Origin of the sequence: Streptomyces sp. T12, assembly GCF_028736035.1 — a bacterium.
In the GTDB taxonomy this organism is placed as follows: Bacteria; Actinomycetota; Actinomycetes; order Streptomycetales; family Streptomycetaceae; genus Streptomyces.
Genome location: NZ_CP117866.1, coordinates 1,666,915 through 1,691,447 on the forward strand (window position 1 = coordinate 1,666,915; position 24,533 = coordinate 1,691,447).

General features: G+C 69.8%; 17 protein-coding genes and 1 pseudogene. 9 read left to right on the plus strand and 9 right to left on the minus strand.

Annotation, left to right across the window (positions count from 1 at the left end; all coding sequences use genetic code 11):
* Positions 1-69: 69 nt before the first annotated feature.
* Together PBV52_RS07325 and PBV52_RS07330 are read right to left on the minus strand one after the other, a co-directional pair.
* A complete protein-coding gene (locus PBV52_RS07325) occupies positions 70-963 on the minus strand; it encodes a hypothetical protein (RefSeq protein WP_274237478.1) in 894 nt (297 codons plus the stop codon).
* A gap of 200 nt (positions 964-1,163) precedes the next feature.
* Positions 1,164-3,131 carry an acetoacetate--CoA ligase gene (locus PBV52_RS07330; protein ID WP_274237479.1) on the minus strand — a complete coding sequence of 656 codons (1,968 nt, stop codon included), beginning with the start codon at positions 3,129-3,131 and terminating at the stop codon, positions 1,164-1,166.
* A gap of 211 nt (positions 3,132-3,342) precedes the next feature.
* Here PBV52_RS07330 and PBV52_RS07335 point away from each other — a divergent pair, with 211 nt between their 5' ends.
* Entirely contained in the window at positions 3,343-5,709 is a 2,367-nt protein-coding gene (locus tag PBV52_RS07335) for a TIM-barrel domain-containing protein (protein WP_274237480.1), read from the plus strand.
* A gap of 2 nt (positions 5,710-5,711) precedes the next feature.
* Here PBV52_RS07335 and PBV52_RS07340 read toward each other — a convergent pair whose 3' ends face one another.
* Both PBV52_RS07340 and PBV52_RS07345 read right to left on the minus strand, forming a co-directional pair.
* Positions 5,712-6,248, minus strand: coding sequence for an NUDIX domain-containing protein (locus PBV52_RS07340; RefSeq protein WP_274237481.1), 537 nt, complete (start codon positions 6,246-6,248; stop codon positions 5,712-5,714).
* A 50-nt stretch (positions 6,249-6,298) separates the two neighbouring features.
* Positions 6,299-7,105: a M15 family metallopeptidase gene (locus PBV52_RS07345; RefSeq protein WP_274237482.1), complete on the minus strand. Its 807-nt coding sequence runs from the start codon at positions 7,103-7,105 to the stop codon at positions 6,299-6,301.
* 157 nt (positions 7,106-7,262) lie between these two features.
* On the opposite strand from PBV52_RS07345, the gene PBV52_RS07350 reads away from it, so the two are divergent.
* The 5 genes from PBV52_RS07350 to glpK all read left to right on the plus strand — a co-directional run bounded on the left by PBV52_RS07350 (position 7,263) and on the right by glpK (position 13,463).
* Positions 7,263-7,688, plus strand: coding sequence for a Zn-ribbon domain-containing OB-fold protein (locus tag PBV52_RS07350; protein ID WP_274249314.1), 426 nt, complete (start codon positions 7,263-7,265; stop codon positions 7,686-7,688).
* Complete coding sequence (locus tag PBV52_RS07355; protein WP_274237483.1) at positions 7,685-8,875, plus strand: lipid-transfer protein; 1,191 nt, start codon at positions 7,685-7,687, stop codon at positions 8,873-8,875. The genes PBV52_RS07350 and PBV52_RS07355 overlap by 4 nt, the downstream gene beginning before the upstream one ends.
* Before the next feature lie 167 nt (positions 8,876-9,042).
* Entirely contained in the window at positions 9,043-10,695 is a 1,653-nt protein-coding gene (locus tag PBV52_RS07360; protein ID WP_274237484.1) for a GGDEF domain-containing protein, read from the plus strand.
* A gap of 508 nt (positions 10,696-11,203) precedes the next feature.
* Positions 11,204-11,929, plus strand: coding sequence for an MIP/aquaporin family protein (locus tag PBV52_RS07365; protein WP_128427545.1), 726 nt, complete (start codon positions 11,204-11,206; stop codon positions 11,927-11,929).
* 22 nt (positions 11,930-11,951) lie between these two features.
* Positions 11,952-13,463 carry a glycerol kinase GlpK gene (gene glpK / locus PBV52_RS07370; RefSeq protein ID WP_274237485.1) on the plus strand — a complete coding sequence of 504 codons (1,512 nt, stop codon included), beginning with the start codon at positions 11,952-11,954 and terminating at the stop codon, positions 13,461-13,463.
* 127 nt (positions 13,464-13,590) lie between these two features.
* Here the strand turns inward: glpK and PBV52_RS07375 are convergent, their stop codons facing one another.
* The 5 genes from PBV52_RS07375 to PBV52_RS07395 are packed head-to-tail and all read right to left on the minus strand — an operon-like array spanning position 13,591 to position 21,528.
* The gene (locus tag PBV52_RS07375) at positions 13,591-14,196 is read right to left on the minus strand and encodes an ATP/GTP-binding protein (protein WP_274237486.1); all 606 of its coding nucleotides are present in this window, start codon (positions 14,194-14,196) and stop codon (positions 13,591-13,593) included.
* Positions 14,177-17,818 (minus strand): hydantoinase B/oxoprolinase family protein, encoded by a 3,642-nt coding sequence (locus PBV52_RS07380; RefSeq protein WP_274237487.1) that lies wholly within the window; start codon positions 17,816-17,818, stop codon positions 14,177-14,179. The genes PBV52_RS07375 and PBV52_RS07380 overlap by 20 nt, the downstream gene beginning before the upstream one ends.
* A 24-nt stretch (positions 17,819-17,842) precedes the next feature.
* On the minus strand, positions 17,843-18,238 hold the full coding sequence (locus tag PBV52_RS07385) for a DUF742 domain-containing protein (protein ID WP_274237488.1): 396 nt from the start codon (positions 18,236-18,238) through the stop codon (positions 17,843-17,845).
* Between the two features lie 9 nt (positions 18,239-18,247).
* Entirely contained in the window at positions 18,248-18,685 is a 438-nt protein-coding gene (locus tag PBV52_RS07390) for a roadblock/LC7 domain-containing protein (RefSeq protein ID WP_062704455.1), read from the minus strand.
* Positions 18,682-21,528 (minus strand): nitrate- and nitrite sensing domain-containing protein, encoded by a 2,847-nt coding sequence (locus PBV52_RS07395; RefSeq protein ID WP_274237489.1) that lies wholly within the window; start codon positions 21,526-21,528, stop codon positions 18,682-18,684. The genes PBV52_RS07390 and PBV52_RS07395 overlap by 4 nt, the downstream gene beginning before the upstream one ends.
* A gap of 421 nt (positions 21,529-21,949) precedes the next feature.
* Between PBV52_RS07395 and PBV52_RS07400 the strand changes: the two genes are divergently transcribed.
* From PBV52_RS07400 to solA, 3 genes and pseudogenes are all read left to right on the plus strand, one after another.
* The gene (locus PBV52_RS07400) at positions 21,950-22,597 is read left to right on the plus strand and encodes a hypothetical protein (protein WP_274237490.1); all 648 of its coding nucleotides are present in this window, start codon (positions 21,950-21,952) and stop codon (positions 22,595-22,597) included.
* A gap of 319 nt (positions 22,598-22,916) precedes the next feature.
* Positions 22,917-23,079 (plus strand): annotated as a pseudogene (locus PBV52_RS51680) (glycine cleavage T C-terminal barrel domain-containing protein); the annotation flags it as partial.
* A 9-nt stretch (positions 23,080-23,088) separates the two neighbouring features.
* Positions 23,089-24,243 (plus strand): N-methyl-L-tryptophan oxidase, encoded by a 1,155-nt coding sequence (gene solA / locus PBV52_RS07405; RefSeq protein WP_274237491.1) that lies wholly within the window; start codon positions 23,089-23,091, stop codon positions 24,241-24,243.
* Positions 24,244-24,533 lie beyond the last annotated feature (290 nt).

A 24,533-nucleotide genomic window follows, 5' to 3' on the forward strand; every position in this document is an offset into this window, starting at 1 on the left:
CGGAGCGGGACGGCTGCACGCCGTTCGCGCTGGGGCGCTCCACCTATGGGTGGGGCGCCCCTCTCGCGTTCAGTGGTGGTGTCCCGGAGGTGCTTCCTCACTTCCGAGATCCGGCGGCACGCAGTAGTCGACTCCTGATTCGGGGGAGATGAGGTCTCCGGATTCGATGTCGGTGCAGTAGGCGTCGAAGACCTCGCCTGCGGTGAGGGGTTCCAGCCCGTCGCCGCGCAGGCGCCATCCGTAGATGCGGTCGGAAGTGTCGGGGGCGCTGGTCCGCATCACGAGTCCACCGGGGCTCTGGGTGGCGATGCCGAGGGCGAGGACAGTGGTGAACTCCAGGGCTTCGGCCTCGTCGAGGTGGGTGGCGCCCTGGGCGTCTGCGTCGGCGTGCAGGACGGCAACAAGTGACTCTGGGGTTCCCGTGACGCTGCAGACCAGGTGTCGGTTGCCCGGCTGGGCCGTATCCAGGATGCGGACGAGGAGGTTCGAGGCGCGGGTGAAGGCCGCGCGCCCGATGTTCTCGCCGCAGGTGGCGCAGGCGCCGAGCCGTGCCAGGAGTGTGGACGCGTACTCCCACGTGGCTTGTCGGACGGCTTCGTCGACGAGGGCCGGGACGAGGTCTGTCAGGGACTGGCCCTCGTAGGTAACGGTGGGTCCGGTGGTCGCGAGTTCGGCCGTGAAGCGGGTGCGGCTCGACGGCATGTCAGGGTCGAGGCCCGTGTCCGCACAGAACTCGGCGTACTCCTCCGGGTCGAATAGCGCGATCGTCGTATGGCTGCCCTGGGAGGCCCGGGTCCTGAGGAGGGCCTCCATCTGTTGCAGATAGATCTTGTGGTCGTCGAAGGTGAAGCTGCGGTAGCGCCGCATGGCACTGAAATCGTGCTCGTCGGTCAGCAGGCCGATCGTGCCGGCGATCTCGCGGCGCAGGACGCGTCGCATCGTCTGGTGGTCGGTGTGCACCATGTTTCCCCCTGTACGCAGTCGATCAATGCTCACTCACAGTAACCGGCGGCACTGACAACGGCGTCGGGGTGAGGTGCCTGCGGGACAGGAGGCGCGTATTCGTGCAGGTCGGAGGTGTGGTGTCCGCGGCGGCCGGCCTCGGAATTCGTCGCGGTTCGGTGGAGTCGGGGTTCGGTGAATCCGAGGCGGACGCGCTTCGGTCAGGCTCGTTTGCGGGCGAGCTCCTCATAGAAGTGCAGGAGGTCGAGGTTGTCGATGGAGCCCGGGTTGACCGCCTTTTCCAGCGGTGTGCCTTGGAGAAGGCGCTTGACCGGGACCTCGATGCGCTTTCCGGTGAGGGTGTGTGGGACGCCCGGGACCTCGATGATCTCGTCCGGGACGTGACGTGGTGAGAGCTGTTCGCGGATGGTCTGCTTGATGCGGCTCAGGAGGGCCTCGTCAAGCACGGCTCCGGGGGCCAGGTGCACGAACAAGGGCATCCAGTAGCCGCCATCGGGCTGCTCGATGCCGATGACGAGGGATTCCTTGATCTCGGGGAGGCGCTCCACGGCTTCGTAGATGTCGGCCGAACCCATGCGCACGCCTTGGCGGTTGAGTGTCGAGTCGGAGCGTCCGTGGATGACGACGGAACCACGTGAGGTGAGGGTGATCCAGTCGCCGTGGCGCCACACGCCGGGATACGTGTCGAAGTAGCTGTCGTGGTACCGGCTGCCGTCGGGGTCGTTCCAGAAGTGGATCGGCATGGACGGCATGGGGTTGGTGACCACGAGCTCGCCCACCTCGTCGACGAGGGGTTTGCCGCATGGGTCCCAGGACTGCAGGTCGGTGCCCAGGCTGGGGGCCTGGAGCTCGCCAACGTACACGGGCAGCGTGGGCACGGCTCCCGCGAAGCAGGAGCACACGTCCGTGCCACCGCTGACGGAGGCGATCCACAGGTCGTCGCGGACCTCGTCGTGCAGCCAGCGGAACCCGTCGGGCGGCAAGGGTGATCCGGTGGTGGCGACGCACTGCACCTTGGCGAGGTCGAAGTCGCGTGCGGGGTGCACGTCGGCCTTGCGGCAGGCCATGACGTACGCGGCCGAGGTGCCGTAGAGGGTGGCTTCCGTGCGTTCGGCGACTCGCCATTGGGCGCCTGTGTCGGGATAGCCCGGGCTGCCGTCGTAGAGGACGATCGTGGTGCCGGTGAGGAGGCCGGAGACGAGGAAGTTCCACATCATCCAGCCCGTCGACGTGTACCAGAAGAAGCGGTCCTCGGGGCCCAGGTCGCAGTGCAGGCCGAGTTGTTTGAGGTGCTCGACGAGGATGCCGCCCTGGGACTGGACGATGGCTTTGGGGAGGCCGGTCGTGCCGGAGGAGTAGAGCACCCAGAGGGGGTGGTCAAAGGGCACCTGCTCGAAGACGGTTTCCTCGTCGGCGGTGGTGAGGGCCGACCACTCCAGTGCGCCTGCGGGGGCCTCGGTGCCGAGGAGGGGGATGTGGACTACTGCGCGCAGGGTGGGCAGTTCGCGGCGGAGTTCGGCGACGGTGTCGCGTCGGTCGTGCTGCTTGCCGCCGTAGCGGTAGCCGTCCACGGTGAACAGGACGACCGGTTCGACCTGCTGGAAGCGGTCGAGGACGCTGCGGGCGCCGAAGTCGGGGGCGCAGGAGGTCCAGACGCCTCCGACGGCGGCGGTGGCGAGCAGGGCGACGACGGCCTGCGGGATGTTCGGGAGGTAGCCGCTGACGCGGTCTCCGGGGCGTACGCCGAGGGCGCGCAGCTCGGCGGCGAGGGAGCCGACCTGGCGGCGCAGCTCGGACCATGTCACGGGGCGGGGCTGGTGGAATTCGTCGACGTACAGGAGGGCGGGTTCGTCGGCGCGGGTCTCGGCGGCACGCAGGGCGTGCTCGGCGTAGTTCAGGGTGGCGCCAGGGAACCACTCGGCGCCGGGCATCGAGTGATCGCCGAGCACGCGCGCGTAGGGGGTGGAGAAGCGTACGTCGAACCACTCCGTGACGGCTTTCCAGAAAGTGTCCAGTTCGGCGACCGACCAGCGGTGCAGGGCCGCGTAGCCGCCCTCGGCGGGCGCGCCGTGGTTTTCGGCGGCCCAGGCCTGGAACTTGGTGACCCGAGCCTGGGCGATGCGTTCCGGATCTGGCTGCCAGAGCGGCTGGGGGTTCACGGTCGACATGGGGCGGCTCCCGGACTGTGCGCGTCGTGTGCGTCCTCCGCGCACGGCGGGGTGTGCGCGTGACGCGGATGACACGGACGATGCCATGTGATCGACTTCTGCACCAGGGTGCGCCCCACATAGTCCGTGTCGTGAAGATGTGGTCCCGGCACGGGTGAACGGCAGTTGAACGGCACACGCGTGTGGGGCGGTCAATGGCAGGCTGAGCAGCATGGACGGTCGTGACCTGGTGCGTTCGATAAAGGTGGTCGGTTCTGTGGGAGCGGCCCAGGGGTTGCGTACCGTACGGGCGGCGTGGCGTAGGAGGCGTGCCGACGCCGCGGGGTTGCCGCCCCGGGGTGCCGAGCGCGCTCGGGTGCCCGGGCCGGTGCAGGATGTGCGGCCCGGTCCGGGCGGCGGTGTCATCCAGTTCAGCCGATCCGAGCTGCGCATCACCGTCGCCGTGAACGGCGCCGTCTTCTGGGGCTGGGACGGGGCCGCTCCCGAGCCGTCGTACGCGCTCGCGGGCCGCTGTCCGGAGCCGGATCCCCGGGCGATGCTGGAGCCCGACAAGGACGGTGGCTGGCGGGTCGTGGCCGAGCGGGTGACCGTCGTCATCTCTCGGCACGGTGCCGTGGAGGTGCAGACGCCCGGTGGGGTGACGCTCCGCCGCGATCTGCCGCCGCGTTGGTGGGAGCCTGTCGACGGGGGGTCGGCACGGTGGATGCAGCGGTCGGAGGTGGCTGCAGACTCGCGCTTCTTCGGGCTCGGGGGGAGGGCGTCGGGGCCTCGTCTGGGAGACGGAACGTACCGGCTGTGGAACACCGACCCAGGCCGCGCCTTCGGCCCTGGCGACGACCCGCTGTACATCACCATGCCGGTGCAGTTGGTGGTGGCCGATGCGGGCACTCACCTGGTGTTCCACGACACCTCGTGGGACGGCACGGTGACGCTGCGGGAGGGCGAGGAGGGTGCCGGTTCAGGGCATGACCGGGTGGGGACCAGCGAACTGCGGATGGACGGTGGTCCGCTGCGCTGCTGGGTGATGGTGGGCACTCCCGCGCGCGTGCTGCTCGTCTGGGCCTCTCTCACCGGTGCGGCGGCGCTGCCGCCCGCGTGGGCGCTGGGGCACCATCACGCGCGGTGGGGCTTCGGCAGCGAGCAGGAGGTGCGGCGGATCGTTTCGGGCTACCAGGAGCGGGACCTGCCGCTGGACGCGGTCCATCTGGATATCGACCACTACGACGAGCACCAGGTGTTCACGGTCGACCAAGAGGGCTTCCCCAAGCTGCCGCAGCTCGCCGAGGAGTTGCGGCGGGACGGCATCCGCCTGGTGTCGATCGTCGACCCGGCGGTCAAGGCCGCGCCGGGCAATGCCGTGTACGACAGCGGGACAGTCGAGGACGCGTTCGTGCGGGACGCCTCGGGACAGCTCGTACGGGGAGTGGTCTGGCCCGGTGAGGCGGTCTTCCCGGACTTCACGCACGCGCGTGTGCGTGAGTGGTGGGGTGGCCTTTACGAGGAGCGGCTGGCACAGGGTTTCTCGGGCTTCTGGCATGACATGAACGAGCCGACCTCGTTCGCCGCCTTCGGGGAGTCGACGCTGCCCCGTTCGGCCCGGCACTCCCTGGAGGGGCGCGTCGGGGACCATCAGGAGGCGCACAACGTCTACGGCCTGTGCATGGCCAGAGCGGGCTACGAGGGGCTGCGCGAGCTGGCACCAGAGGAGCGGCCCTTCGTCTTCTCCCGCTCCGGATGGGCCGGTATGCAGCGCTACGGGGGGACATGGTCCGGGGACGTGGCCACGGGCTGGCCCGGGCTGCGGGCGTCGCTGTCGCTGGTCATGGGGCTCGGGCTGTGCGGGGTGCCGTACTCGGGGCCGGACGTCGGCGGCTTCGACGGGAGTCCGTCGCCGGAGCTGTATCTGCGGTGGTTCCAGTTGGCCGCGTATCTGCCGCTGTTCCGTACGCACGCGAGTCTGCGCGCAGGGCGCAGGGAACCGTGGGAGTTCGGTTCCGAGGTGCTGGAGCACGCGCGCGTGGCGCTCGTCGAGCGTCAACGGCTGCTGCCGTACTTCGTGACGCTGGCGCATCTGGCCCGGCGCACAGGGGCCCCTTATGTACGTCCGCTGTGGTGGTCGGCGCCCGACGACCGCGCGCTGCGCGACTGCCAGGATGCGTTTCTGCTGGGCGACTGCCTTCTGGTAGCGCCCGTGCTGGATCCGGGCGCCGACCGGCGTGCGGTGCAGCTGCCGCGGGGACGCTGGTACGACACGGTGACGGAGCGGGTGTACGAGGGTCCTGGGCAGGTTCTCGTCGAGGCGCCCCTGTCTCGGATCCCCGTGCTAGCGCGCTCGGGCGCCGTCGTCCCCGTCCGTGGGGACGACGGCGGGCTGGAACTGGAGGTGTGGGCGCCCGCCCGGGGACGTACCGGGGGCGGGCTGGTGGTGCCGGATGCGGGTGACGGCTGGGACGAACCGGAGATCGAGCGTTACGTCAGCCGCTGGGATGGCCGAAAGCTGGTCGTCGAGCGGGAGCTTGAGGACGGGGTGATCCCGTCGCCTCATCCGGTGCGCATACGAGGGCTCGGCGAGTGTTGAGCTCAGAGGTAGCGGCCCTCGAAGAACGCCCGTACGGCCAGCGTGTGCAGCGGGAAGGCGAGCTCCTCCGGCCTGCGTAGGAGGTGCCAGCCTTCGGTCTCGTCCGTGGCGGCCGACGTCGGCAGGCGATCGGCGGGCCGTTCCGGCAGGAGACCGAACAGCAGCAGGTGGCCGTCGGGAGAGCTCATCGCGTCGACGAGACGTACGTCGCGGCCGGCCGCGTCGATGCCGGTCTCTTCCTTGAGTTCGCGTACGACGGCCTGCCGCCAGTCCTCCCGGTCGTCGATGTAGCCGCCGGGTAGGGCGATGCCTCCGCGCGCGGGGGCGACGGTTCGGGTGATGACAACCAGGGCGGTGCCCTTCGTGTCGTACACGGGCTGGAGTGCGATCGCTACCGGCAGCGGATTGCGGTAGGCCACGGTTGCGCACGTCGGGCAGGTGCGGGGCCAGCCGGAGACGCCCTCTCCGTAGGGCGCGCCGCAGCTCGAACAATGGGAGTCTGCTGCGGAGTTGGGGGCGGAGTGCTGAGTTTCGGACACGCGGCGGACTGTATCCGATCAGTGGAAGGGCGTCTTCCGGGGGCCGGTCACTACTGCCTGGTGAGGGATTTCCTGGAGACCGGGAAGTCGAAGTAGGTGTCCGGATAGGGCTCCGGCTTGTACGTGTAGTGCCACCACTCTTCGGCGAGATTCACGAAACCGAGGGCTTCGAGGGTGCTCTTGAGCAGCAGACGGTTGGCGCGCTGTTCGCCCTGGATGCGCGGGTCGAGCGTGTGGGAAAGGGTGTCGAAGCAGTCGAAGCCGGTGCCCATGTCGACGGAGTTGTCGGGGAAGCGCTCGCCCTGGGTTGCGTAGCAGGGCATGAGGGGCTCTCCTGGCACGTACGGCCTGGTGGGCTTTGCCGGCAGCCGGACGATCGTCAGGTCCATGGTCGAGCCGCGGCTGTGGCCGGATTTCTCGGCGATGTAACCGTCCACGAACAGACGGGTCTTGTCGACGTTCGGGTAGAACTCGTCCTTCATGGCCTGGTCGTCGAGGTCCTCGGCCCAGCGCACGAAATGGTCGACAGCGCGCTGCGGCCGGTAGCAGTCGTACACCTTGAGTGTGTAGCCCTTGCGCAACAGCTGCTTCTGAGCCTTGTGGAGCGCTTCGGCGGCAGGTCGGGTGAGGATGCAGAGGGGTTGTCGGTAGCCGTCGATGCGCTCACCCACGAAGTTGTGCGGGGTGAAGTACCGCATCTCCTGAACGATGGTGGGGTCCACGGTTCTCAGCGCCACGAAGTCCTTCGGCGCTTTGGGCTCGGTCTTCGCCTGGGCGGCGTTGGGGGCGGCGGTCACGGCCAGCACGGTGGCGAACGTGGCGACCAGTCCTCGTACCGCGGTCGAGAGTCGTGTCATGCCTCCTGCATCTATCAGGAACGCGCTCCGCCGGGGAAGCGATCGGATGCAGTCCACCCGCAAGGCCGCCCTGCCGGTTTCCGGTTGCCCGTGGCACACTTCTGACGTTCCGTCAGATCTATTGCCAGGAGGGGTTATGCCACGCACGCGCACGCCTGTGGTCGCCGGGTGGTTCGCCGGTGACGGGGACGACTTCCGGCTCCTCGGCACCCGTTGCTCGAACTGCACCTCGGTCTTCTTCCCGCGCGAGGACGCCCACTGCCGCAACCCAGGCTGCCCGGGCGGCGATCTGGAGGAGGTCCCGCTCTCGCGGCGCGGGCGCGTCTGGTCGTACACGGACAGCCGGTATCGACCTCCGTCACCCTATGTGACCGATCCGGAACTTCCATGGGAGCCGTACGCGTTGATCGCTGTGGAGCTGGAGTCCGAGCGCCTCGTGGTGCTGGGACAGGCGGTTCCCGGGGTCACCGTCGCCGATCTGGCGGTGGGCATGGAGGTGGAGGCCGTTCCCGGCGTACTCCATGAGGACACGGAGACGATCTGGACGACCTGGCAGTGGCGGCCGAGGGGAGTGACGGCATGACGGAGGAGGTGGCAGTGCTCGGCGTGGGAATGCATCCCTGGGGCAAGTGGGGGCGCAGCTTCGTCGAGTACGGGACGGCGGCGGCCCGCGCGGCGCTCGCGGATGCGGGACTGGAGTGGCGGGACATCGGGTCGATCGTCGGTGCGGACACCGTGCGGGGCGGCTACCCGGGATATGTGGCCGGGGCCACGTTCGCCAAGGCGCTCGGCTGGCAGGGCGCCCGGGTCACGAGCGTGTACGCGGCGTGCGCGTCCGGGGCACAGGCCGTCAACACCGCTCGGGCACAGATACTTTCGGGGCTCGCGGACGTGGTGCTCGTGGTGGGCGCAGATGCGGCTCCCAAGGGCTTCTTCCGGCCGGCGGGCGGCGACCGCCCCGACGATCCGGACTGGCTGCGCTTCCGCGTTCTCGGTGCGACCAATCCGGCGTACTTCGGGCTGTACGCGCGCCGCCGGATGGCCGTGCACGGCGACACACCCGAGGACTTCGCGCAGGTCAAGGTGAAGAACTCCGCCCTGGGCGCGCTCAATCCGTATGCGCGCTACCGCAAGCAGGTCACCGCCGAGGAGGTCGCCGCCTCCGCCGTGGTCGCCGATCCCCTGCGGCTGCTCGACATCTGCGCGACCTCGGACGGAGGGGCGGCGCTCGTGCTGGCCGGGATGGAGTACGCGCGTCGGCACGGAGCCCGGGACCCGGTACGGATCCGCGCGGTGTCCACCGTGACGCCCCGCTACCCCAGCACGGTCCTGGATCTGCCCGACATGGCGACGGACTCCGCGGCAGCGGTACAACCGGCAGCGGAGACCTTCCGGGAGTCGATCGCGCACGCGGCCTACGAGGAAGCGTGCATCGGCCCCGAAGAACTCTCCTTCGCGGAGGTCTACGACCTGTCCACCGCCCTGGAGTTGCAGTGGTACGAGGATCTGAGGCTGTGCGGCGAGGGAGAGGCCGCGAAGCTGTTACGGGAAGGCGCGACGGCGCTGCGGGGGCGCATACCCGTGAACATGAGCGGCGGGTTGGCCTCTTTCGGGGAGGCGGTTCCGGCCCAGGCAATAGCCCAAGTCTGCGAACTCACCTGGCAGTTGAGGGGCGATGCCGGTGACCGGCAGGTCTCCGGGGCACGTGTGGGGATCGCGGCGAATCAAGGGCTGTTCGGGCACGGCTCGGCGGTGATAGCGGTGCGGTGATGCGCAGCGGTGCGACGGACACGAGCGTTCGGCTGTACGAGCCTGATGGCACCGTCGTACGGCCAAGGAAGCCGAGCCATGTCTACGCTGTGTGACCAACCCGGAATCCTGCGTGAACGTCTCATGAACTGGGCTCAGGCGCCTGCCGGCGGCGACATCATGCTCCCGTGCCCTCCTGGACGGATACTCTCCGCTTCGCTTTCCAGCCGGTGGTCAATCTGACGACCGGAGGAGTCGCAGGGCTGGAGATACTCGCCCGCCCGGAGACCGGCGACGTCCTGGCCGAGGCCCGCCGCGATCCCGAACTCGACGGCCGGCTCGCCGTGTTGGCGTTCCGTACGGCGGCTCGCAAGGAGACCTTACTGCCGCTGCACGTCAACGTTTTCGCCGGAACCCTCGCCGACCTGGGCGGACTGACACCGCTGCACGACGCCGTGCGCGCGGCGGGGCGACTGCCGTGGGAGGTGACGATCGACGTCGGTCCGCCGTACACGCACGTGCCCCAGCACGCCTTCCTGGAGGCGATCGGCGCGCTGCGGGACCAGGGTTTCCGGATCAGCGCGGACGGCATCGGCGACGGGGACGTACCGCTGCGGTTGCTCACCGACATTGCGCCGGACCTGGTGAAACTCGACGCGTCCCTGCTGTCGCGGCCGGCGGCGGTACGGGCGATGCGGACGCTGTGCGAGCAGTTGGGAGCGCTCCTGTGCGTCGAGGGCGTGGAGACGGAGCTGCAGTGCGCGTCCGCACGGTCGGCCGGTGCACAGCTGGCTCAGGGGGAGCTGTTCGCTCCCCCGGCTCGGCTGCCGGCAGCGGAGGTATACGTTCCGCCGCGTTCGCCCGGGCTGACGGTGACGCCACGCTCGGGGCCGTCGGTGCGGGAGTTCGTGCGGCCGGCCGCACTCCTGCCCGCCACCGCGTCCGCAGGCCAGGTGCGGGCCCTGCTGACCGGATCGCCGGACGTGTCCGGAGTGCTGCTGGTGGACGCGAACGGGGTCCCGGTGCGGTCCGTGCACCGCTCCCGGTTCCTGCTGTCGATGTCGGGGCGGTACGGCCATGCCCTGTACGCCGACCGGCCGGCGGCCAAGCTCGGAGATCCGCCGCGCACCGTGGGCGTCGACGCCACCGCGTGGGAGGTGCTGGACGTGGTGGCGGTCGGCGACCGGGACCGTACGTCGGACGATGTGGCCGTGGTCGACAGGTACGGCCGGTGCGTGGGCGTCGTACGGCTCGCGGACCTCGTACGGGCGCTCGCCGAGACCCGGGTCGAGGAGGCCGCGGGGCTCAATCCGCTGACGCGTCTGCCCGGTTCGGACGCGATCACCGGTGAGGTGGACCGGCGCATCGCGGACGGGCGGACGTTCGCGCTGAGTTGGCTGGACGTGGACCACTTCAAGCAGGTCAACGACGGGGCCGGATTCGCGGCTGGCGACGAGCTGATCCGGTCGATCGGACGGGCGCTGCAGTATGCGGCGTCCGACAGCACCCGCGTGGGGCACATCGGCGGGGACGACTTCCTGGTGCTCGCAGATCCGGAGGGGCTCAGTCCGTTGGCCGCCTCCGTGCTGGACGCACCCTGGTCCGCGGGCGGACGTCCCGTCACGCTGTCCCTGGCCACGGTCCTGTGCGAGCCCGGGAGTGTGGCGGACCATCGGCAGGCGGCCTCCTGTCTGGCGCCGCTGAAGAAGGCCGCGAAGTCACTGAGCGGGGCGAGCTGGGTGCTGGGCCGTCCGGGGCTGTCCGGGCACGAGATCCTCCGCGGCGTGGCGGCGGAGACGGCCCCGGCCGAGTGGGCGGTGGCGGACCCGAGCAGGGGGTGAGACGCTTTCCCCACGAGGTCGGCGGAGGCCTAAGGGCATCTGACGGCCTCAGCACCCCCATGGTCTTCGACCCCTGCCGGGTTCAGTAGGAATTGGCCTGCCTGCCGGCCTCAGCAGGGTCTCGGCGTCCGTCCCACCTCCCAACGGGCGTGTCATGAGCCGCGTGGGCTACGGTCCGTGACTCGTCGGTGCGCCCCCAACCGTTGGCGTCGGCGACCTTGACGCCCCCTGGACACCGGTGAACACTTCCCGGTGTCGGTCGACATCGCCGTACATTCTCGGCGTATCCACGCACTGCGCCGCGCGGTTCCGCCTGGACCATGGCTCCCTTCCCCCACGGGCGAGTCGGCTGCGACGGCACGCTCGTCACGGACGCCGGGCGGGGCGCGGGACCTCCCTGCCTTCGGCTGAAGTCGCCGTGGGAAACGCACGCCGTGGGAAACGCACCCCGCAGCACCCCGCACGGAGAACCGGGGCCGATCGTCCCGGCCAGGGCCTAGGAGCCGCCATGAGCAACGGAGACATATTTCTCGGTGAGGTCATCGGAACCGCGATCCTGATCCTCTTTGGGGCCGGAGTCGTCGCCGCCGTCGTACTCAACTACTCGAAGGCGAAGGACGCGGGGTGGGTCGTCATCGCGTTCGGCTGGGGATTCGGCGTGATGGCCGGCGCGTACACCGCCGCACCGCTGTCCGGCGGACAGCTCAACCCGGCCGTGACGATCGGTATCGCCATCGACACCGGGGAATGGGACAAGGTCCACATCTACATCGCAGGCCAGATGGTCGGCGCGATCCTCGGTGCGGTGCTGTGCTGGCTGGTCTACTTCGCGCAGTTCCAGGCCAACGCCGACGAGGACATCGCCCAGCCGACCCTCGGGATCTTCTCCACCGCCCCCGCGATCCGCAATGTCGTGGCCAACCTCATCACCGAGATCATCGCGACGATCGCACTGGTGCTGCCGATCCTCGCCTTCGGTCTGACCAAGGGGCTCGGCGTGTCCGGCACCGCGATTCTGATCGTCTCGTTCCTGGTGGTCGGCATCGGTCTGTCGCTCGGTGGTCCCACCGGATACGCCATCAATCCGGCCCGTGACCTGGGCCCCCGCATCGTCCACGCCCTGCTCCCGATTCCCAACAAGGGTACGTCGGACTGGGGTTACGCGTGGATCCCGGTGGTGGGACCGCTGATCGGCGGGGTGCTGTCCGGGCTCATCTTCAACGCAGCCTTCTGAAGGAACCGACGAAGGGGACGTCATGACGGACAAGTTCGTCGCCGCTATCGACCAGGGCACGACCTCCAGCCGCTGCATCATCTTCAACCAGGACGGCGCCATCGTGGCCGTCGACCAGCGCGAGCACCGCCAGATCTTCCCCAAGCCCGGCTGGGTGGAGCACGACGCCACGGAGATCTGGTCCAAGGTGCAGGCCGTGGTCGCCGGGGCGATCGCCAAGGCGGGGCTGCGCGCCGACCAGCTCAGCGCCCTGGGCATCACCAACCAGCGCGAGACGACGGTCCTGTGGGACCGCGCGACGGGCAAGCCGGTGCACAACGCGATCGTGTGGCAGGACACGCGTACTGCGGCGCTGTGCAACCAACTCGGTGGTTCGGATGGGCAGGATCGTTTCCGCGAGCAGACCGGGCTACCGCTCGCCAGCTACTTCTCCGGCCCCAAAGCGGCCTGGCTGCTGGACAACGTGCCCGGCCTCAGGGCTCGCGCCGAGCATGGCGAGATCGCCTTCGGCACCATCGACTCCTGGCTGATCTGGAACCTCACCGGCGGCACGGACGGCGGGCACCACGTCACCGACGTGACGAACGCCGGGCGCACCATGCTGATGAACCTGGAGAGCCTGCAGTGGGACTCCTCGATCCTGTCCGCCATGAACGTGCCCGAGGCCGTCCTGCCGGAGATCAAGTCCTCCGCCGAGGTGTATGGAACCGCAGTCGGACAGCTGTCCGGCGTGCCCGTCGCGTCTGCGCTTGGCGACCAGCAAGCGGCCGTGTTCGGGCAGGCCTGCTACGACGTGGGCACGGCGAAGAACACGTACGGCACGGGTAGCTTCCTGCTGCTCAACACGGGCAACCGGCCGGTGCCGTCGAAGAACGGGCTGCTGACGACCATGGGCTACAAGATCGGCAGCGAGGCGCCCGTGTACTGCCTGGAGGGGTCGATAGCGATAACGGGCGCGCTGGTCCAATGGTTCCGGGACCAGCTCGGCATCATCCGCACCGCCGACGAGATCGAGTCCCTGGCGGCAAGCGTCGAGGACAACGGAGGCGCGTACATCGTGCCCGCCTTCTCCGGCCTGTTCGCCCCGTATTGGCGCTCCGACGCGCGCGGTGTCATCACCGGACTGACGCGGTACGTCACCAAGGCGCACCTCGCGCGCGCGGTGCTGGAGGCGACGAGCTGGCAGACGCGCGAGGTCGTGGACGCCATGTACCAGGACTCCGGGGTGCAGATCACGACCCTGAAGGTCGACGGCGGCATGACGAAGAACAACCTGCTCATGCAACACCAGGCGGATGTGCTCGACGTGCCCGTGATCCGGCCCAAGGTCTCCGAGACGACGTGTCTGGGTGCCGCCTACGCGGCAGGACTGGCCACGGGCGTATGGAACGACCTGGACGAGCTCAAGGCGCACTGGGCGAAGGACGCCGAGTGGACGCCCTCCATGACTGCCGCCGTGCGTGACCGCGAGTACCACAACTGGCGCAAGGCGGTGGAGAAGAGCTTCGGCTGGCAGGAGGACGGCGACAACTGAGGGAGACGGCGAGAGGCGTGATCGGTGCACGCGTGCGTGCGCTCCGCTCGAGCCACGCTCGCGTGCCCATGAGCCGCGGCTCGTACCCCGGTCGGCGGGGGTACGGGCCGCACCCCTGCGTCGGGCTTCAGGTGCTCACCGTCTGACGGCGGTCCGCCTGGTAGGCCATCGCGTGCTGGACGACGCCGATGAGGGTCTCCTTGACGGACTCCCGGTCACGGGCGTCGCACAGCAGCAGCGGTACGCCGTCGTCGAGGTCGAGGGCCTGCCGGATGTCCTCCTCCGGGTAACGCGCGGCTCCCTCGAAGCAGTTGACGCCGACGACGAAAGGTATGGAACGCCGTTCGAAGTAGTCCACGGCCGCGAAGCAGTCCTCGAGGCGGCGCGTGTCGGCGAGGACGACGGCGCCGAGCGCGCCCTCCGAGAGCTCGTCCCACATGAACCAGAACCGCTCCTGGCCGGGCGTGCCGAAGAGGTACAGCACCAGGTCCTCGCGCAGCGTGATGCGGCCGAAGTCCATGGCGACGGTGGTGGTGCGCTTGCCCTCGACACCGCTCGTGTCGTCGACCGGGCGCCCGGCCTCGGTGAGCAGTTCCTCGGTGCGCAGCGGCCTGATCTCGCTGACCGCGCCGACGAGGGTGGTCTTGCCCACGCCGAAGCCGCCGGCCACCAGGATCTTGAGCGTGACGGGTTCGACCGGAGGCTTCCCGCGCTCAGAACGCCCGAAGATCATCGATCTCTTCTCCTGCTTGATGGGGGTCGTGCGACGGTGGGCCGTAGCCTCCGCCGCCGGGGGTTTCGATGACGAGTACGTCGCCGGGGCCGACGTCGGCCGAGTCGCTTCCGGCGAGTGCAGTGGCCGTGCCGTCCGCACGTTCGACGCGGTTGGCTCCCAGCGCGCCGGGTTCGCCGCCCGCCATGCCGTACGGCGGGACCCTGCGGTGCTGGGACAGCGTGGAGACGGTCATGGGCTCGTGGAACCGGATACGGCGCACAGCGCCGTCCCCGCCGTGCCACTGCCCGGCGCCGCCGCTGCCGTGCCGTAGGGCGAACTCCTCGAGCTGTACGGGCAGTCGCCACTCCAGCACTTCGGGATCGGTGAGCCGTGAGTTGGTCATGTGGGTCTGGACGACGGGCGCGCCGGCGAACCCGTCGCCCGCGCCGGATCCTGAGGCCACGGTCTCGTAGTACTGGTGGCGTTCGTTGCCGAAGGTGACGTTGTTCATGGTGCCGGAGCCCTCGGCCTGGACGCCCAGTGCGGCGTAGAGGGCGCCGGTGATCGCCTGGGACGTCTCCACGTTGCCCGCGACCACCGCCGCCGGGGGTTCGGGAGCGAGCATGGAACCGGGCGGCACGATGATCTCGAGGGGGCGCAGGCAGCCGTCGTTGAGCGGGATGTCGTCGGCCACGAGGGTGCGAAAGACGTACAGGACCGCCGCGTTGACGACCGAGAAGGGGGCGTTGAAGTTCGTGGCCAGCTGCGGGGAGGTGCCGGTGAAGTCGACCGTGGCGGAGCGGTTCTCACGGTCCACGCGCACGCGTACACGGATGACGGCGCCGGAGTCGGTCTCGTAGGCGTATTCGCCGTCGTCCAGGGCGTCGATGACGCCGCGTACCGCTTCCTCCGCGTTGTCCTGGACGTGCTTCATGTACGCCTGGACGACGTCGAGGCCGAAGTGCTCGATCATGCGCGCGACTTCGTCGACGCCCTTCTGGTTGGCCGCGATCTGGGCGCGCAGATCGGCGAGGTTGGTCTTCGGGTTGCGGGAGGGGTAGGGCGCCTCGGTGAGCAGGCGGCGGGTCTCCTCCTCGCGGAAGCGGCCGTTGTCGGCGAGTAGCCAGTTGTCGAAGAGGATGCCCTCCTCCTCGATGGTGCGGCTGTTGGCGGGCATGGAGCCGGGGGCGATGCCGCCGATCTCGGCGTGGTGGCCGCGTGAGGCGACGTAGAAGAGGATCCGGTCACCCTCCGTGCTTGCGGTGTCGAAGACCGGGGTGATCACGGTGACGTCGGGCAGGTGGGTGCCACCGTGGTAAGGGTCGTTGACGGCGTAGGTGTCGCCGGGACGCATCCGGGAGCCGCGGCGCCGGATGACCTCCTTGACGCTGGTGCCCATCGAGCCCAGATGGACGGGGATGTGCGGGGCGTTGGCCACCAGGTTTCCATCCGGGTCGAAGAGCGCGCAGGAGAAGTCCAGGCGTTCCTTGATGTTGACGGACTGGGCGGTGGACTCGAGGCGGGCGCCCATCTGTTCGGCGATGGACATGAAGAGGTTGTTGAAGACCTCGAGGAGAACCGGGTCGGCTTCTGTGTTGAGCTCGGAACTCTGCGTAACCGCCGTGCGTTCCATGACCAGATGCCCGCCGTCGGTCGTCACGGCTTGCCAGCCGTCGTCGACGACGGTCGTCGCGCTGGCCTCGGTGATGATCGCCGGGCCGGTGACGGTCTGGCCGGGAGGCAGGTCCTCGCGGCGGTGGAGGGGTGCGTCGCGCCAGGTGCCGCCCGTGTGAAGGCGGACGGACCGCGGGGTGGCCGGGCTGCCTTCAGGGGTGGCTTCGTAGGGAGCGAGAGCAGAGAGATCGGGGGGTTCGGTGAGGCCGGTGGCTTCGACGGAGAGGGCTTCGACGACGATCGGGCGGTCGAGGGTGAAGGAGTACGTGGCGCGATGACGATCTTCGAAGGCGCGCCGCATGGTGTCGGGGTCGGTGAGTTCGACGGTAAGGGTGGTGTCGGTGCCGTCGTAGCGGAGTTGGGCGCGTCGAGTGACCTTGATGCGGTCCTCGGGGACGTCCTCGTCGAGGAGTTCGCTGCGGGCAGCGGATTCGAGGTCGTCCGCGGTCTTCAGGACGCCGGGCATGGAGGTGGCCTCCAGGGGTGCCTCGGCGGACTGTTCGCGCATGGCCGTGGTGTCGGCGAGGCCGATGCCGAGCGCGGAGAGGACACCGGCCATGGGGGGCACGAGAACGGTGCGGATACCGAGCGAGTCGGCGACCATGCACGCGTGCTGGCCACCCGCACCACCGAAGGTGGTGAGCGCGTAGCGGGTGACGTCGTGGCCCTTCTGGACGGAGATCCGTTTCACGGCGTTGGCGATGTTGGCGACCGCGATCTGCAGGTAGCCCTCGGCGACCTGCTCAGGGGTGCGGTCGTCGCCGGTCTGCTCACGGATGTCGCGCGCGAGGGCGGTGAAGCGCTCACGGACGAGGACGTCGTCAAGAGGCTGGTCGCCTTCAGGGCCGAACACCTGGGGAAAATGGCCGGGTTGGATGCGGCCGAGCATGACATTGGCGTCCGTGACCGCGAGCGGGCCGCCGCCCCGGTAGCAGGCGGGTCCCGGGTCCGCGCCCGCCGAGTCCGGCCCTACGCGATAGCGGGAGCCGTCGAAGTGGAGGACCGAGCCGCCGCCTGCCGCGACGGTGTGGATGTCCAGCATGGGGGCGCGCAGGCGGACGCCAGAGATCTGTGTGGTGAAGACCCGTTCGTACTCGCCGGCGAAGTGCGAGACATCGGTGGAGGTGCCGCCCATGTCGAACCCGATGACGCGGTCGAAGCCGGCGAGCTGCGACATGCGTGCCATGCCGACGATGCCTCCGGCGGGGCCGGACAGGATGGCGTCCTTGCCGCGGAACTGCCCGGCTTCGGCGAGACCGCCGTTGGACTGCATGAACATCAGCCGTACGCCTGCGAGCTCGTCGGCGACGTGCTGGACGTAGCGGCGCAGCACGGGCGAGAGGTAGGCGTCGACGACAGCGGTGTCCCCACGCGGGACGAGTTTCATCAGAGGGCTGACCTCGCTCGACAGCGAGATCTGCGGGAAGCCGACGCGGGCGGCGAGCTCGCCGACGGCCTGTTCGTGGACGGGGTGGAGGTGGCTGTGCATGCAGACCACGGCGACGGCTCGGATCCCGTCGTCGTACGCCTCCTGGAGGGGGCCGGTGAGGGCTTCCAGGTCGGGGGCGCGCAGGACGGTGCCGTCGGCGGCGATGCGTTCGTCGACCTCGACGACCCGTTCGTAGAGCAGCTCGGGGAGTTCGATGCGGCGGGCGAAGATGCGGGGCCGGTTCTGGTAGGCGATGCGCAGGGCGTCGCGGAAGCCGCGGGTGATGACCAGCAGGGTCCGCTCGCCCTTGCGCTCGAGGAGGGCGTTCGTGGCGACCGTCGTGCCCATCCGGACGGCCTCGATGGGCTGGTCCTGGGAGCCGTCCAGCAGATCACGTACGCCCGCGACAGCCGCGTCGGAGTATCGCGCCGGGTTCTCCGACAGGAGTTTGTGGGTCAGCAGACGGCCGTCCGGGCGTCGCGCGACGATGTCCGTGAAGGTGCCGCCACGGTCGACCCAGAACTGCCAGCCTGTCATGTCGCTACCCCGCTTCCACGCCGCTCACAGCGCCCGCAGGCCGTTGATCACGTCGCGCAGAATACTCTCGTCCACCAGCTCGGCAGGCGGTACGGGCCGGTTCACATGGACGAATTCCGCGTCCACGAGATCCCCGACGAGGACCCGTACGACTCCGATGGGCAGGTCGAGCTCGGCGGAGAGTTCGGCAACGGACTGCGGGGCGTCACGGCACAGTTCGACGATGTCCACGTGCTCCGGGGACAGCATCGAGTCCGCTTCCGGGTCGTCCGCGTGCGGTTCCGCGACGACCACCGCGATCAGGTCGAGGCGGTGCTGGGCCGCACTGGTGGTGCGGCCGCGCGTCATGGCGTACGGACGGACGACCGGTCCGGCCTCGTCGTCGAACCAGTGACTTCTTCCCTGACCGTCAGCGCTCATGCCATCCCACTACCCGCCCGCGGGCAGATCGGTGCGCGGAGCGGTACCCAGATGCACTCCGACCCGCTTGACGAGGAGCGTCATCTCGTACGCGACCAGGCCGACGTCCGAATCGGCATCCGAGAGCACGGCGAGGCAGCTGCCGTCGCCTGCGGCCGTCACGAACAGGAAGGCGTCATCGAGCTCGACGACCGTCTGCCGGACGTTGCCCGCCTCGAAGTGGCGGCCCACGCCCTTGGCCAGGCTGTGGAACCCGGACGCGACGGCGGCCAGGTGCTCGCTGTCCTCGCGGGTCAGATCCTTGGACACCCCCGTCGGCAGGCCGTCGCCGGAGAGCACGAGGGCCTTACGGATGCTGGCAACGCGGTCCACCAGGTCGTCGAGGAGCCAGTTGAGCTCGCCGGACTGGTTGGTCGCGGTGTGGCCGGTCGCCTTCGGTGCGGTCATCGACCGTCCCCCTTAGTCGTTCCTTGTGCTGTGCCGCTGTGGGCGTCGTCGCCCGCGGCGTTCTCCTGGCGGCCGCGCTGCCAGCCGCGCTGGAGCGATGCCATTCGGCTGCGTACCTCGTCCGCGTCCCGCTCGACGAGTTCCGCGCTCTCCTCGGCGCGGCGAGCGGGGCCCTGCTTGAGCTGCGGCGCCAGGCTGGCCTGTCGTACGCGCCGGGGCAGCGGACCCGAACCTGAGCCGCTCTCCCGCTGCGCGGCGGGCGTGCTCGGAGCGGCAGGGTCGGGGCCGCTCGATGCGATCGCCGCACGCCGCGTGCGCCTTGGATGGGCTGCGGGCTCCGGCGGCTCACCTCGGTCGTGTCCGGCGCTGGGCGGCGTGGCGGCACGGTCGCCGATTCGGTCCTGCGCGCTGGTCAGCTCGCCGCGGGGTCCTGTGTCGCGTCGGCGGGTCGGCAGCGGAGCGAGACCGTTCGGCTCCGGGCGGCTCGGGCCTGCGGAAGGGGCCGTGTCCGCCTCCTCTCGCCGGGAACGCTGCTCGGTGACCGGGCGTCCGTGCGAACTGACCAGCTTGGGCGTCCGGCGGCGGGGCAGCGGGACCGGGGCGCTCACATCGTCATCCGTGTCGGGCCGGTCCGGTCCGCCATGGATGCCGGAGACCGGGTGTTCGCCGAGCGACCCAGACGCCTCGTCCTCCACATGGGCCAGAGCGCGGCGCGGGCGGAAGAGTCCGCCGCGCTCGCTGTCCTCGTCGTCGAGCGCGTCCGGGAAGTCGCTGAGCGCGTCCAGGTCGACGGGGGCCTCCAGCTCGACCGGTCCGTCCAGGAGCGAGGCGGGCAGGCCGGGCACGCGGGCCGGCACATGGGCGAGGGCGGCGCGGCGCGCCTCCTCCAGCTCGGCCTCCTTCGACGGCGTGGGCCGGTCGAGACGGAACCCGATGCCGTTGGTGTCCGGGACGTCGTCGGTGAGCAGCGCGTCGGGGATGAAGACGACGGCGGTGGTGCCGCCGTACGGCGACGGCTGCAGCGAGACCCGGACGTTCTGCCGCTGGGCGAGCCGGCTGACCACGAACAGGCCGAGCCGGTCGGTGTCGGACAGCTCGAACTCGGGCGTCTCGGCGAGCCGGAGGTTGGCGTCCAGCAGGGCGTCGGCCGCCATGCCCAGGCCGCGGTCGTGGATCTCCAGGGTGAAGCCGTTGGCGACCCGCTCGCCCAGGACCTGGACTGCGGTGTGCGGCGGGGAGAACACCGTGGCGTTCTCCAGGAGTTCGGCCACGAGGTGCGTGAGGTCCGCGACGGCCGGTCCGGTGACGGCGACGCGGGGCAGACGTCGGACCTCGATGCGCTCGTAGTCCTCGACCTCGGCGACGGCGGCGCGTACGACGTCCATGAGCTGGACGGGCTTGCGCCACTGCCGGGAGGGGGCGGCGCCGGAGAGGATCACGAGCCCCTCGGCGTGCCGACGCATACGGGTGGTCAGGTGGTCGAGGCGGAACAGGTCGGCGAGTTCGTCGGTGTCCTCGGTCCGGCGTTCCATGGTGTCGAGGAGCGTGAGCTGCTTGTGGAGGAGGACTTGGCTTCGGCGGGCGAGGTTGACGAAGACCTCGGCCACGCCGGCGCGCAGTTCCGCCTGCTTGACCGCGGCCTCGACGGCGGCCCGCTGCAGGGTGTTGAGGGCCTGGCCGACCTCGCCGATCTCGTTCTTGTCGTACTCCAGGCGGGGGACCTCGGTCTCCACGTCGACCTGTTCGCCGGAGGAGAGGCGGCGCATCACACTGGGCAGGCGTACGCCGGAGGCCTCGTGGGCCTCCAGCCGCAGCTGCCGCAGATCGCGGATGAGGCCGCGGCCGATGCGCACGGACAGGAAGAGCGAGAACAGCAGGGCGAGCAGCCCGAGGACACCGGCGAAGGCCGCCTTCAGGATGACGCCCATCGCGACCGGGCTCACGCGGTCCTGATAGCGGGCGCCCGCCTCGTCGTTGAGCTTGCTGAGCTCGTCGAGGACGCTGCCGGCGGCGGTGTCCCAGCTCTTGGCGTCCACCCTGCTGGGCCTGCCTGCCTGGGACAGGATGACGGCCTGTTCGGCGACGCGCAGTGGAGCAGTGGAGGCGTTGTCCCAGAAGCGCCTGTAGCGTTCACGCTCGGACGAGGGCAGGTCCGACAGGCTGATGTCGTACATGAGGGTGCGCTGGGCCACCAGGTCGGAGACGTCGCGTATCTCTTCGCGGGACAGCTTCCCGACGACCAGGGCGGAACTCAGCAACGCGTCCTCGCGGGAGAGGAGTTCGCGGGCGCGGGTCACGTTGAGAAGGGCGCGGGCCTGCTTGTCCATCGCCACGCTGTCGATCCCGTCGAGGGAGCCCAGCAGGGCGTAGCAGGGGTCGACGAGCCGGTTGTAGAGGCCGAGGGCCTGGGAGCGGGTCACCGTTCCGTCCTCGACGCTGCGGCGCAGGGGGTTGATGCCGTCGAAGGCGTCCAGGACGGCGGTGAGGCGTTCGGCGTCCCCCTCGTCCATCCCGTCACGGACGTCGGGATCCTTGGCATTCTTGCGGATCTCGGCGACGGCGGCGTCGGTGGCACTCCGGGTTTCCCGCAGCGCGGACAGTGCGTCCGAGGCCCGGCGGTCGGCGAGATAGACGAGGGCCTGGCGGCGTTCCTGCTGCAGGACGCGGACGGCGTCCTCGGTGGAGTAACCGATCTTCTCGACGAGGGACGACACCGTGAACAGCTGGGTCACGCCTCGCCCCGTGAGTACCGTGGCGAAGCCCCAGATCGCGGTCAGGGACACCAGCGGCACGAGAAGCAGCGCCACCATCTTCCGGCGGATCGACTTCCCGCGAAAGCGCATGGCCTCCCCCAGCTCAAACCCCCATTGGTCAGGGGGCACACATGTGCGTCAACAATTGGCGCGAGCCTACTACCGACGCACAAGTAACTCGAAGAGCCATCCGGAACCTGAACTTCCGCACCGGCGACGAGACATGGGGAGTTGTCCGGCCATTGCGGGAGATTGCCTCCCGTGATCCCGTGGCGCCGCCGAGGACGGATCCGGCCGGTCTCTCGGGCCAGTTGGCCAGAAATTTATCTTCCTCGGGAATCTTCGGCACGCGTCGATCGTCCTTCTCTATGGGAGATGGGGGCGGAATGGGCCACAGGAGCCGCATCCAGTCCCCGGGCGGCGTAAAACAGCGCAAGCCGGGCAGCCGCTGGGGAGCCGCGTCTTCGGACACGGGGCAAGCGGTCTGCTGGCGGTGGGGAGTGACTCGGTGATGGGCACGGCGGAGCGGCGCGAGGCGCCCGAGGGCGGGACGGTGGCGCATGTGTCGGCGCGGCGCGGCCCCGAAGCGCTGGATCACGACATTCCGGCGGACGGACGCCAGGCGATGGGCAGCCGCGATGCTCCGGTGGCCGCGGGTGCGGTGACGACGGACCGGCACGACGTTTCGGCCGGCTCCGGTAGGAAGGCGGCGGCAGACAAGAGTGTGGCCAGAGCCGCCGGCGGCAGAGCGGCCCAGGAGTGGTCGGGATACCGGCCGTTGTGGGTCGAGGAGCCCGCCCGGCGGCGCCGGATGCCGGATCCGGTGCGGACGGCGTCGGTGCGAGCGGTGCTGATCATCGCGGTGACGCTGATACAGGCGATGGTGGCCTTCCTGTGCACGCTGGCGGGGTCATGGCTGGCGTTCCCGATGGTGATCAGCAGTGTGGTCAGCACGGTGGTGGCGACCTGGGGCGCCCTCGACGTCTGGGTGACCCGCCAGGTGTGGAACCAGCGCAATGGCGTCGTCTCCACGCCGAGCAGCACGGCGCGCATCCTGCGACGCGAGCGGCGCCGGGCACGACGGCAGACACGGGAGGCCGAGCGCGCTCAGGAGCGAATACGCCGACGGGGCGGGGCCGGTCAGTTGTCGCACTCCTGAGTGCACGGTTGAACGACCCAGCGTCAGGGGCTGAGGAATGGCTCCCAGCGGCCCTGCCGAGCCAAGCGCGGGCACGAGCACGAGCCGAGCCGGGAGCCGGACCGAATGCCGGATCCGGGCCAAGTGCCGGTCCTGGGCCGGGCCGGGCTGCCGGGGTCCGTTGAGCGGTTCCGCCGCGGCCGGCCGAGCGCGAGACCATCTCGAGCCTGCTGCCCCGGACCGAGTCAGACCGAGACAGACCGTGCCTGGGGCGTCCCGCGGACCATGTTGCGCCACGCCCGCATGAACGCTCGTGGGCGGTCCACGGAGAGCACAGCGGTCCTCGTACGGCTACACACTGGGCCGCTGCGTCGCGTACGCCTGGCTGCCTACCCTGGTCACCGGCACCGCCGTGCACATCAAATACTTCGGCGAGACAGGCTGGCCACGGTCGCCGAATTGCCGCTCTTCGACCCCCAAAGATGACCCGCATCCGCCGATAGGAGACTCCGGTGTCCCCCACTTACGACGTGATCGTCATCGGTCTCGGCGGCATGGGCAGCGCCGCCGCCCACCACCTCTCCTCGCGTGGCGCCCGCGTGCTCGGTCTGGAGAAGTTCGGCCCGGTGCACAACCGCGGCTCCAGCCACGGCGGTTCACGCATCACCCGGCAGTCGTACTTCGAGGACCCGGCGTACGTCCCGCTGCTGCTACGCGCCTACGAGCTGTACGACGACCTGGAGCGGTCCACCGGCAGGGACATCGCCACCCTCTGCGGCGGCGTCATGATCGGACGCCCCGACACGCCGGCCGTCTCCGGCTCGCTGCGCTCGGCCCAACAGTGGGACCTGCCGCACGAGATGCTGGATGCGAAGGAGATCCGCCGCCGCTTCCCGACGCTCGCGCCGAAGGACGACGAGGTGGCGCTGTACGAGAGGAAGGCCGGTCTCCTGCGGCCGGAGAACACGGTCGCCGCTCATGTCCAGCTGGCCACCCAGCAGGGCGCCGACCTGCACTTCGAAGAGCCGATGACCCGCTGGGAGCCGTACCGGGACGGAGTCCGCGTCCACACGGCCGAGAACACCTACACCGCCGGCCAGTTGGTGATCTGCCCGGGCGCATGGGCGCCGCAGCTGCTGACCGATCTCGGGGTGCCGTTCACCATTGAGCGGCAGGTCATGTACTGGTTCCAGCCGAAGCACGGTATTGATCCGTTCCGCCCCGAGAACCAACCCATCTACATCTGGGACGACGCGGACGGCGTCCAGGTCTACGGGTTCCCGGCCATCGACGGCCCCGATCTCGGTGCCAAGGTCGCCTTCTTCCGCAAGGGCGAGGTCACCACCCCGGAGACCATCGACCGGACGGTTCATGAGGAGGAGATCCGGGCCATGGCGGACCACATATCCGGCTGCATCCCGGACCTGCCCGGCACCTTCCTCAAGGCCGCCACCTGCATGTACTCCATCACCCCCGACGAGCACTTCGTCATCGCCCGCCACCCCGCGCACCCGGAGTCGGTCACCGTGGCCTGCGGGTTCTCCGGGCACGGCTTCAAGTTCGTGCCCGTCGTCGGCGAGATACTCGCCGACCTCGCCCTGACCGGCACCACCGAGCACCCCATCGGCCTGTTCGACCCCGCCCGCCTCGCCGCCACGCCCGCCTGAACGACAGGCACGTCCCGCCTGCGGAGCACGCGGGCGGATGTGGCCAAGTCCGTCGAGTTGTCCACCGCGCGAACGTGTAGGACTCGAGGCGTGTGGCTGATCGAGAGGCTCGGGGGTGGATCCGATGTCCCGGCCGACGGGTCGCTGGTCAGGGTCGCGGACGGGGCGGGCGGGGTGGGGTGGGGTGGGGGGCAAACTCACGGTGGAGGCGATCGGCGTCGGCCGCCGCACCATCACCGAGGGCCCTTGGCCCGGGACGTCGCCGGCCGTACGCGGTGACCTGCGGCTGC

Bases quoted from the DNA above. Each gene is read 5' to 3' on its own strand.
- PBV52_RS07380 (WP_274237487.1), bottom strand. From the start codon at position 17,818: ATGACAGGCTGGCAGTTCTGGGTCGACCGTGGCGGCACCTTCACGGAC.
- PBV52_RS07375 (WP_274237486.1), bottom strand. From the start codon at position 14,196: ATGATCTTCGGGCGTTCTGAGCGCGGGAAGCCTCCGGTCGAACCCGTC.
- PBV52_RS07345 (WP_274237482.1), bottom strand. From the start codon at position 7,105: ATGACACGACTCTCGACCGCGGTACGAGGACTGGTCGCCACGTTCGCC.
- PBV52_RS07385 (WP_274237488.1), bottom strand. From the start codon at position 18,238: ATGAGCGCTGACGGTCAGGGAAGAAGTCACTGGTTCGACGACGAGGCC.
- PBV52_RS07400 (WP_274237490.1), top strand. From the start codon at position 21,950: ATGGGCACGGCGGAGCGGCGCGAGGCGCCCGAGGGCGGGACGGTGGCG.
- glpK (WP_274237485.1), top strand. From the start codon at position 11,952: ATGACGGACAAGTTCGTCGCCGCTATCGACCAGGGCACGACCTCCAGC.
- PBV52_RS07365 (WP_128427545.1), top strand. From the start codon at position 11,204: ATGAGCAACGGAGACATATTTCTCGGTGAGGTCATCGGAACCGCGATC.
- PBV52_RS07335 (WP_274237480.1), top strand. From the start codon at position 3,343: ATGGACGGTCGTGACCTGGTGCGTTCGATAAAGGTGGTCGGTTCTGTG.
- PBV52_RS07390 (WP_062704455.1), bottom strand. From the start codon at position 18,685: ATGACCGCACCGAAGGCGACCGGCCACACCGCGACCAACCAGTCCGGC.
- PBV52_RS07325 (WP_274237478.1), bottom strand. From the start codon at position 963: ATGGTGCACACCGACCACCAGACGATGCGACGCGTCCTGCGCCGCGAG.
- PBV52_RS07330 (WP_274237479.1), bottom strand. From the start codon at position 3,131: ATGTCGACCGTGAACCCCCAGCCGCTCTGGCAGCCAGATCCGGAACGC.
- PBV52_RS07355 (WP_274237483.1), top strand. From the start codon at position 7,685: ATGACGGAGGAGGTGGCAGTGCTCGGCGTGGGAATGCATCCCTGGGGC.
- PBV52_RS07395 (WP_274237489.1), bottom strand. From the start codon at position 21,528: ATGCGCTTTCGCGGGAAGTCGATCCGCCGGAAGATGGTGGCGCTGCTT.